We start from the raw sequence: 8,181 nt of genomic DNA, 5'->3' as shown, positions 1-8,181 counted from the left end.
CGACGAGGCTCACCTCGACCCACGCCCGGCGATGGCGGCACTTCATGACAAGCTTGCGACCATGGGTGTCAAATTCCACTTCGGCTGCGACGCCCGGCCTGTTTCGGGATTCGCCCGTCAGATAGACTGCATGGGAATGGCAGCGGCCGATGACAGGCTGCGCGGTGTTCGCGGCGAAATGCTGATCCTTCGCACGCCTGATGTCTCGCTGTCGCGGCCGGTCCGTTTGCTTCATCCACGCTTTCCGCTTTATGCCGTGCCGCGCACCGATCACCGTTTCATGATCGGAGCGACGATGATTGAAAGCCAGAGCGCCGGACCGGTGACGGCGCGTTCCATGATGGAGCTGCTGGGCGCCGCCCATGCCCTCCATCCGGCCTTTGGTGAGGCCGAGATCGTTGAAACCGGTGTGGGTGTCCGTCCGGCATTTCCCGACAATTTGCCACGCGTCGAAACAGACGGTGAGATCATCGCGATCAACGGTCTTTATCGTCACGGTTTTCTCCTCGCCCCCGCCATGGCGCGCCAGGCTGCCGACCTGGTTTTCAGTCAAGACAGAACCAAGGAGCATGCTCATGAAACTGATGGTCAACGGCGAGGCGCGTGAGATTGCCGCCACCACGCTGGCCGAGTTGCTTGCCGCGCTCGACTATGAGGGCGATTGGCTCGCCACCGCCGTCAACAGCGACCTCGTGCACAAAGCCAACCGCGCGGAGTTCCAGTTGAGCGACGGCGACCGGATCGAAATCCTCTCGCCCATGCAGGGCGGCTAGCATGTTGGAGCTTTATGGAACCGAGCTTTCGTCGCGCCTGCTTCTCGGCACGGCTCAGTATCCTTCGCCGGCCATCCTTGCCGATGCAGTCAAGGCATCGGGCACGTCGGTGGTGACCGTCTCGTTGCGGCGTGAGATGGCGGGCGGTAGGGCCGGCGAACAATTCTGGTCGTTGATCCGCTCGCTGGGCGCCAGAACCCTGCCCAATACCGCCGGCTGCCTCTCCGTCAAGGAAGCCGTCACCACCGCGAAAATGGCGCGCGAGGTCTTCGGCACCAACTGGATCAAGCTCGAAGTGATCGGCAATCACGACACGCTACAGCCGGATGTGTTCGGTCTGGTTGAAGCCGCCCGCATCCTGTGCGAGGACGGCTTTGCGGTATTCCCCTATACCACCGACGATCTCGTTGTCGCCGAGCGGCTGCTGGAAGCGGGCTGCAAGGTCCTGATGCCGTGGTGCGCACCGATCGGTTCCGCCTTGGGACCGGTCAACATGACGGCGCTGCGCTCGATGCGCGGATATTTCCCTGGCGTCCCGCTGATTGTGGATGCGGGGCTCGGACGGCCGTCGCACGCGGCCACCGTCATGGAACTCGGCTTTGACGCCGTGCTCCTGAACACAGCGGTCGCCAAGGCGGCAGATCCGGTCGGCATGGCGCGTGCTTTCGGTAAGGCGGTCGACGCCGGTCGTGAGGCGTTCAGTTCGGGAATGCTCGAACCGCGCGACGTCGCCGTGCCATCGACACCGATGGTCGGCAGGGCCGTTTTTTCATGAAGCTCGATCCCTTCTACCTGATCGTCGACAGCGCCGCCTGGATCGAAAGGTTGGCGCCGCTCGGCGTCAAGCTGATTCAGCTTCGCATCAAAACCATGGATGAAACCGGGCTGCGCGCGGAGATCCGCAAGTCGAAGGCCTGGTGTGTCCAACACAAAAGCCAGCTCATCATCAATGATTATTGGCGCCTGGCAATCGAGGAAGGCTGCGATTTCGTGCATCTGGGCCAGGAGGATTTGCAAACGGCCGACCTCTCGAGGATACGGGCAGCGGGCGTCAGGCTCGGATTGAGCACGCATGATCATGTCGAGCTGGAAACGGCCATGTTTGCCGAGCCCGACTATGTCGCGCTCGGTCCGATCTATCCCACCACTTTGAAGAAAATGAAGTGGGCACCGCAAGGGCTAGAGCGGATCAGCGAGTGGAAGCGGCGGGTGGCGCCGATCCCATTGGTCGCCATCGGCGGCCTCAACCCCGACCGCCTCGACGGCGTCTTTGAGGCCGGCGCCAACAGCGCCGCAGTGGTCACGGACATCACGTTGAGCTTCGACCCCGAAGCGCGCACGCGAGAATGGATCGAAAAGACGGACCGATGGCGATGAGACGAGAACCGCATGTGCTTGTCGTTGGCGGATCAGATTCCAGCGGGGGTGCTGGAATAGCACGCGACATCGAGACGATCTCTGCCGTTGGCGTGCGCACCTGTCTCGCCGTCACAGCGCTAACGGTGCAAACGCACGACGCCGTGATCGAAATCCATCATTCGCCACCCAGCATGGTGGCCAATCAGATGTGTGCCGCGCTACAGGCCAACGACGTAGCCACAATCAAGATCGGCATGCTGGCGACTGCCAAGATCATTGTTGCCGTTGCCGCAGTGCTGCGCAAATTTCCGCAAGTGCCGGCAGTACTCGACCCTGTGCTGGCCTCCACCTCAGGCCGCGCACTTCTGGAAGCAGGCGCTATCGCTGCCATGAAGCGCGATTTGATGCCGCTTTGCTGCATTGTCACGCCCAACCTTCCTGAACTGGCGCTCCTTACTGGTTCCGAACCGGCTTCGGATGAGGACGGTGCGCTCCAACAAGGACAAAGACTGCAGGCCGTCGGCCCTCAGGCCCTGCTGATCAAGGGTGGGCACGCGTCGGGTCCCCGATCGGCCGATATTCTGTTACGCTCCGATCATGAACCCATCCACTTCGACACGCCGCGCCTTGCTATATCGATGCGCGGAACAGGTTGCATGCTGGCCAGCGCGATTGCGGCGCATCTGGCGAAGGCGAAGTCGCTCGAAGATAGCGTGCGCGAAGGCAAGCTGTTTGTGTTCGAGAAGCTTCAGAAATGCCGGCTGAATAATCACAACGTTCTGCGTCCAGCCAAGCAGACCCATTTTCCAGAATTTTTCCAGTAGCGAGACTGGAGGGCTACTGCTTCTCTATGCCATCCTTACAACGCGTTGAGTTCCACTGTGCCGTCCAGAATTATCTGTCGTTGTCCAGAATTAAGCCGGGCTTAGAACTGAAACGAACCCGCCGAAAGGTACGAGCGGCCCTCACTCGATAAGGGTTACCAAACCTATTCCTGTGGGCTACCAATCCGCGTGGTGGGTGGCCTTAGGTTACCAATCAGTGTGGCGTCCGGAATTATCTGCCTCTCTCCGGAATTAAGCCGAGATTAGAAGATCGGTGCGGTATTGCGCCCGGTCAAACCGTGTCGATTTGCGGCGTAGCCGACGTGTCTCACGCTTGGCGGCGTCGCACGCTGGTCCCGATTGTCGCCCGAATATCTGCCTACCGGCGACAGTGAATGCGCCAAGCTAGACCTTCGTCGATAGGGCGGCTCCGGTTTACCAATCCTGTCGTCCTAGGTTGACCAATCCGTTGTCGACCGTGAGCGGGTTTACCAATAAGGGCGGCTATATTCTGCGCAAACCCAATCACCTGATGCCAATCCAGAATTAATCGTCATTAAGGGCATTGGTAAACTCAGTCTGAAACCCCACCCTTAGCCAGAAAACTCTCCTGTTTTCAATCGCATAGCCCGCCCGCCAGCAACCGATAATTCGGGACCGGTAAACCCGTGAAAGGCCCAATAATTCCGGACGTCACACCAGTCTGCCCTTTTATGCGACTTTTCGAGCACAGACCGGGAACATCTGACCGTTTCCATTCATCGCCCAAGGCCGGTTTAGCGCTGGAAAAGCCAAAGTGCGGGAGTAAGAATGGCCGCAACGGGGCCGGAAGCCGTCGGTCAGCTTTCGGGGAGTGATCCCGGTAAGTTCGCAACTCATTCGCTTCTTTTCTGCAGTCCCCGCCATTACGAGTTGGCGGTGTCGGTCGCCGAGGGGATCAACGCCATTACTGCGGCTAGTTCGGCCCTCCGGACGAGGAATGGCATGCGCGTCGTCCCATAGTGCTTGGCAAGATGGAAGCGGTGCATGCCTCCTACGATGTGAACTTGGCCTTGGTACTCGCCGAGCAAAGGCGGTGTGACACCGCGGCCATGCAGCCATCGGTAGGCGATCCCACAGCTCTTGCTCTTGTAACGTTGATGCCAAGGACCCTTGTCCCTGCTGGCGGCGTAGGTAAGCCTGCCGCCAACGTCAGTGACATCAGCGTCGATAAGAATGAAATCCGTCGAAGCGTGGTCGCTGGGATCATCGCCGTCGAACGCGAGATAGAAGTTTGCAGGATCGCAGTCCCATATCGCAGTCAGTGCAACCGGAATGTTCTTTCTTCCTTTGCACCAGATGTCGACCTTGCGTTTCTCCTGAGCGCGGGCGACCTCGAAGGCTTCGTCTAGTTTTCCTTCCGCGACATCCATGGCTGTGATGACGTTCAAGCCAAGGGCCGTCAGACGGTTGATCTCGTCCACGTTCGCCATGCCTTCTCCTCTGGCAGCAGATTATTATCCACCGTTGGAAGATGCGGCGGCAATCCAAGCCTGAGGCACGAGGGCCTGTCCACGCCATTCCTCAATCAACTTGACTCCGGGAAGCTTGCCCCAGACGTCCTCATCTGCATGATCCAGCACGATGATCTGGAGGCGACCTTTCGCGGCCATGACCTCAGCGCCTAGGAGCGCAAAGACCTTCCTGACGGCGACCACGTCCTGATCCCTCCACGCGATGAGGTCGGGGCCCTCGTCGCCCGCCGCCCGCTTAGGAAAATAGACTTGGCTAGGTTGGTCGAAGATCAGCTGACCAGGGACTGGGTGATGAGGTTCGGCCAGGAAGTAGTGCTGCAGCGCAAGCATTAGTGCGACGTGATACGCGAGCCAATTGGCGCCGCTGCCAATCTCCCACAGGTAGTCCTCACGCGTTCCCCTAGTCACCTTGACGGTCAGGTCTTCAATCAACAGCCTAATCGGGGCCTCGGGCCACTCCGCGTCAAGCTGCGGAATCAGCCGATTGGCATGATGGGAGACTTGGTGCAACGCGTTGAATAGCTTGCGCTGGATGTCGGCCTCGGAGATCGTCTTTTGCAGCGTTGCAATATCGGCCTGCAGCGAGGTGAGTTCCTGCCGCAAATCCGACGACTGGTCGGCGCGGTCGTAGACGTGCAACGCCTGCTCCAATCGACCGAGGAAGCGCTCAAGCCTATCGAAGCGATTGGCCTCGTCTCGGGCGACGTCAGAGTCCCGTTCCAGCACCGCTATCTCGCTACGGACATCGTTCAACTCAGATAGGACCGCTTCAGCGGCGCCGCGCTGGCGCAGGATTTCCTTGTCAAGCGTGTTAGACATCGCAGGGTGGGTCCGCAGTCGGATCTCCAGACCGCCGAGGTTGTCGCAAAGGGCCAAGACCTTCTCGCGGCCGCCGTCCCCGAGTGCGACCAACGGATCGGCGAACTCGTCGGCCAAGTCCCTCAGCCACGTGGAAAGGTCCAAGCGGTCACGTTGGATGCGCATGGCGTCGCCGTACGCCTCGCTGCTCTCCACCAGACGGCGCAGTTCGTTCAGGCGCTGACGATGCTCGGTAAGTCGCGCGGCGATTTCAGTTTCCGACGCACGAAGGGTTTCCAGACGCGTCAGCACCACATCGATGCCGGCCAGGCTTGGTCGAGCAAGACTTGAGTTGCTGTTCGACACGCGCCGAAGCAGGTCAACAACGTCACTCCAGTCCTTCGGCACTTCAGTGGAGGAATCGACTAGGCCAAGTTCGACTGCCTGACGCAGCCACGCCTCCGCCTCCGCCCGCCAAGCGCCAGTTGCCGACACGATCGCGCGTAGCTCAGCCTCCTTCCGGCGGAGGTTGCGCTGGAGCCGATCGATCTCAAACCGCGCCTGGAGAATCTTTGCCGTGACCGCGCCCAGAACGTACGGGAAGATGGTCTTTAGCTTCTCCCGGTGTTCCGTCGTATCGGCCTTGAAAAACATCACGTCGGGATTGGCGATCACGTTCTGAGGTTGGAACGTGAAGGCCATGAGGTCGCGGAAGCTTGGCCTTTGCTTGAATCCATTCTCTGTACCTGGTTCGAAGTCGAGGTCAGTCAGTCCTGCCAGGCGGTTCATCGCGCGCTTGACCGTGTCGACATTGGTGGTCTTGTCGGTGATCGTCTCCGGAATTTCGACCTGTGCGCCCTCCAGCAGCACCATGTCGCCTGTGCTCTGTTGGTCCCCCGGTTCGCGTCGCGCCAAGAGCTTTTCGCCCTCCAGCGTCTCGATCAGAATGCCGAACCAGCTGCAGTTCTCGCGGATTACGCCCACCGGAATCGCGCATTTCTCCGAGCCCAGACAGTAATCAACAATAGGGATAACGGCGGACTTCCCGGTCTTCGACGCGCCGCTGATGACGTTGACGACACCGGGCTCGAACTTGACGACCCGCGGCGCTGCACCATTGCGGGGCCAAAGGATCAGTTTTCGAAGCTGGAAATACATCTAGAACTCCACCCGTAACAGGTTGGCCACCTGCGCGGTCCCCAGGTTCGAAAACCAGAAACCCAATTTCTCCGAGGCAGGTCCGAGGTGCTTGACGCGCTCTGGAAGGACGAGCCTCCTCGGTTTCGGTTCTGGTACGTTTGCTCTTAAAGTAGCATCCTTGTAATCCACGGACAGCAGCCGCCCGCTCACACCGACAGCGGCCGATTGCAATGTCAGAGTACGCAGCAGCAGCGCTCGCTCGTGGACGGCGAGGAGTTGTTCCCGTTCCTTCCCGAGCTTGGCCGCGAAGAGCGCCAGTCCAGAGGGTCGGTTTGTCGAAGTCACGATTTCGAGCGTTGCGCGATGCAGGACGATTGGCAGCACGAGAAACGCCAAGGCGAACGGCGCTGGACGTTCGTCCTCAGCCTGGAAACCTTGGCCAAATTGCCACAATGCGAAAGCCCCAAGTCCTGGATTCTGGACAAGGGCGAGGTCGCTGAGCGGTAGGTGCGATCGGCCAGCCTCAATCAAGTCGCTGGCTCCAAAAGAGTCTGGTAGTCGGGATGCCAGCCGAGGCGCAGGCCGTGGGCAAGGGCGTTGAATGATCCGTGGACGAAATGACCGGGGACGACTCGACCATCGAGTGGAGGCTGCAACTGCGCGCAGCGCCTGTAAACTATTCTACCACGAACCGTTGCGGGGTGTCCGGCCTGTATGTCGTGCACCTCTGCACTGACGTGCTCATAGCGACCGACAAGATCATCGTCCCAGTCACTTAGGTTCTTCTCAAAGATTAGCCCGCTTTCGCCCCAGATCGAGATGTCGGCGAGCGTCCTAAGGTAATCGCTAACAGCCCGGACGCACGCTTCGTCTCCCACCTCGATCAGCTCGAGTTGGCGGACGAAGGCGGGACGGTCGGCGATCAATTGTTCGATGGCCTCGACAGGCGGTTGCTTGGTGAAAGACGACAGCAGCCCTGGAAGGTTGTTCTTCTGAACAAATGCTCTTTGCTCGGCCTGAAACGCGTCCACGTCCAAGATGGCGGGCTTGCCAGCTCTAATCAGCCTGTCCGCCGCCTCCTTCGCAGCGCCGATCGCGCGTTCGCACACTAGGTCGATGATGAGCGGAGAGACCGTCGGCTTGAAGATCGCGCGTATCGGATCGACGGGATCTGCATCGACGCTGATAACGGCGAGATTCTTGACCAAGGCGGCGCAATGAGCCGCATCAGCGTTCAGGAAAGCTTGGACGTCGGCGTCGCATGCCGGTGCAGCTTTCAGCTTGCTGTGGGCTTTGGCGAGGTTAGCGACCAGCGCCTCCACGTCGGCATCTGTTTTCGCGTCGTTCAGCGCGATCGCGAAGGCACCCGCCTTCACCGGTGTGACATATAGCCGGAAATGGCTGGTCGCCGGGTCGATCTCTCCCGCCGCCATGAAGCTGAGCCAGTTGGCCAGAGACTTCCACAGGTCCGCAGCCCAGTCGGATATCGGATTTTGCTTCAGTGCGCTCTTGCTTTGCTCAAGAACGACTTCGCCGCCGACCAGGTGAACCGCCACATCGTCTAAATGTTCAAGAGAGACCAAGGCGCCGCTAGGCGCGTTGAGCAGGTGAAAGCAAAGGCGTACAGGTTGAAGCGCATAGCCGAGGTATTGGCCAGCGGCGCTGTGTTTTCCCGTTTGCGTCTTCGCGTTCATTGCCCATCCCGTTCTCCCGAGTCGCACCGGAAGAAGCCAGTAACGATATTGGTATAGTTCGCCGTTGTTTACAATTGGC

The 8,181-nt window shown here is 59.8% G+C and carries 9 protein-coding genes; 5 read left to right on the top strand and 4 right to left on the bottom strand.

The genetic code is table 11. The annotated features are described in order from the left end of the window. From EN964_RS00615 to EN964_RS00595, 5 genes are all read left to right on the top strand, one after another. A partial coding sequence (locus tag EN964_RS00615; protein WP_127276109.1) for an FAD-dependent oxidoreductase occupies window positions 1-607 on the top strand: 607 nt, incomplete at its 5' end. After that, a complete protein-coding gene (gene thiS, locus EN964_RS00610; RefSeq protein WP_024504260.1) occupies window positions 576-773 on the top strand; it encodes a sulfur carrier protein ThiS in 198 nt (65 codons plus the stop codon). The genes EN964_RS00615 and thiS, both read left to right, overlap by 32 nt. A 1-nt stretch (window position 774) precedes the next feature. After that, on the top strand, window positions 775-1,548 hold the full coding sequence (locus EN964_RS00605; protein WP_024504259.1) for a thiazole synthase: 774 nt from the start codon (window positions 775-777) through the stop codon (window positions 1,546-1,548). Then, a complete protein-coding gene (locus EN964_RS00600; protein WP_063169416.1) occupies window positions 1,545-2,150 on the top strand; it encodes a thiamine phosphate synthase in 606 nt (201 codons plus the stop codon). The genes EN964_RS00605 and EN964_RS00600 overlap by 4 nt, the downstream gene beginning before the upstream one ends. After that, a complete protein-coding gene (locus EN964_RS00595; protein WP_063169417.1) occupies window positions 2,141-2,956 on the top strand; it encodes a hydroxymethylpyrimidine/phosphomethylpyrimidine kinase in 816 nt (271 codons plus the stop codon). The genes EN964_RS00600 and EN964_RS00595 overlap by 10 nt, the downstream gene beginning before the upstream one ends. Window positions 2,957-3,861: 905 nt before the next feature. Here the strand turns inward: EN964_RS00595 and EN964_RS00590 are convergent. From EN964_RS00590 to EN964_RS00575, 4 genes are read right to left on the bottom strand one after another with little or no spacing between them, the layout of a single operon-like run. Then, window positions 3,862-4,428 carry a hypothetical protein gene (locus tag EN964_RS00590; protein ID WP_063169418.1) on the bottom strand — a complete coding sequence of 189 codons (567 nt, stop codon included), beginning with the start codon at window positions 4,426-4,428 and terminating at the stop codon, window positions 3,862-3,864. Between the two features lie 24 nt (window positions 4,429-4,452). After that, window positions 4,453-6,426, bottom strand: a complete 1,974-nt coding sequence (locus EN964_RS00585; protein WP_063169419.1) for a DUF3732 domain-containing protein — start codon at window positions 6,424-6,426, stop codon at window positions 4,453-4,455. Continuing rightward, window positions 6,427-6,939 (bottom strand): three component ABC system middle component, encoded by a 513-nt coding sequence (locus tag EN964_RS00580; RefSeq protein WP_063169420.1) that lies wholly within the window; start codon window positions 6,937-6,939, stop codon window positions 6,427-6,429. It abuts the gene before it with no gap. Then, entirely contained in the window at window positions 6,936-8,102 is a 1,167-nt protein-coding gene (locus tag EN964_RS00575) for an ABC-three component system protein (RefSeq protein ID WP_063169421.1), read from the bottom strand. Before EN964_RS00575 ends, EN964_RS00580 begins: the two co-directional genes overlap by 4 nt. Between the last annotated feature and the right edge of the window lie 79 nt (window positions 8,103-8,181).

This window comes from Mesorhizobium sp. M7A.F.Ca.CA.001.10.2.1 (assembly GCF_003998575.1).
Classification (GTDB): Bacteria; Pseudomonadota; Alphaproteobacteria; order Rhizobiales; family Rhizobiaceae; genus Mesorhizobium.
This window is presented reverse-complemented; position numbering and strand designations above follow the sequence as displayed.

Bases quoted from the DNA above. Each gene is read 5' to 3' on its own strand.
- thiS (WP_024504260.1), top strand. From the start codon at position 576: ATGAAACTGATGGTCAACGGCGAGGCGCGTGAGATTGCCGCCACCACG.
- EN964_RS00605 (WP_024504259.1), top strand. From the start codon at position 775: ATGTTGGAGCTTTATGGAACCGAGCTTTCGTCGCGCCTGCTTCTCGGC.
- EN964_RS00600 (WP_063169416.1), top strand. From the start codon at position 1,545: ATGAAGCTCGATCCCTTCTACCTGATCGTCGACAGCGCCGCCTGGATC.
- EN964_RS00595 (WP_063169417.1), top strand. From the start codon at position 2,141: ATGGCGATGAGACGAGAACCGCATGTGCTTGTCGTTGGCGGATCAGAT.
- EN964_RS00590 (WP_063169418.1), bottom strand. From the start codon at position 4,428: ATGGCGAACGTGGACGAGATCAACCGTCTGACGGCCCTTGGCTTGAAC.
- EN964_RS00585 (WP_063169419.1), bottom strand. From the start codon at position 6,426: ATGTATTTCCAGCTTCGAAAACTGATCCTTTGGCCCCGCAATGGTGCA.
- EN964_RS00575 (WP_063169421.1), bottom strand. From the start codon at position 8,102: ATGAACGCGAAGACGCAAACGGGAAAACACAGCGCCGCTGGCCAATAC.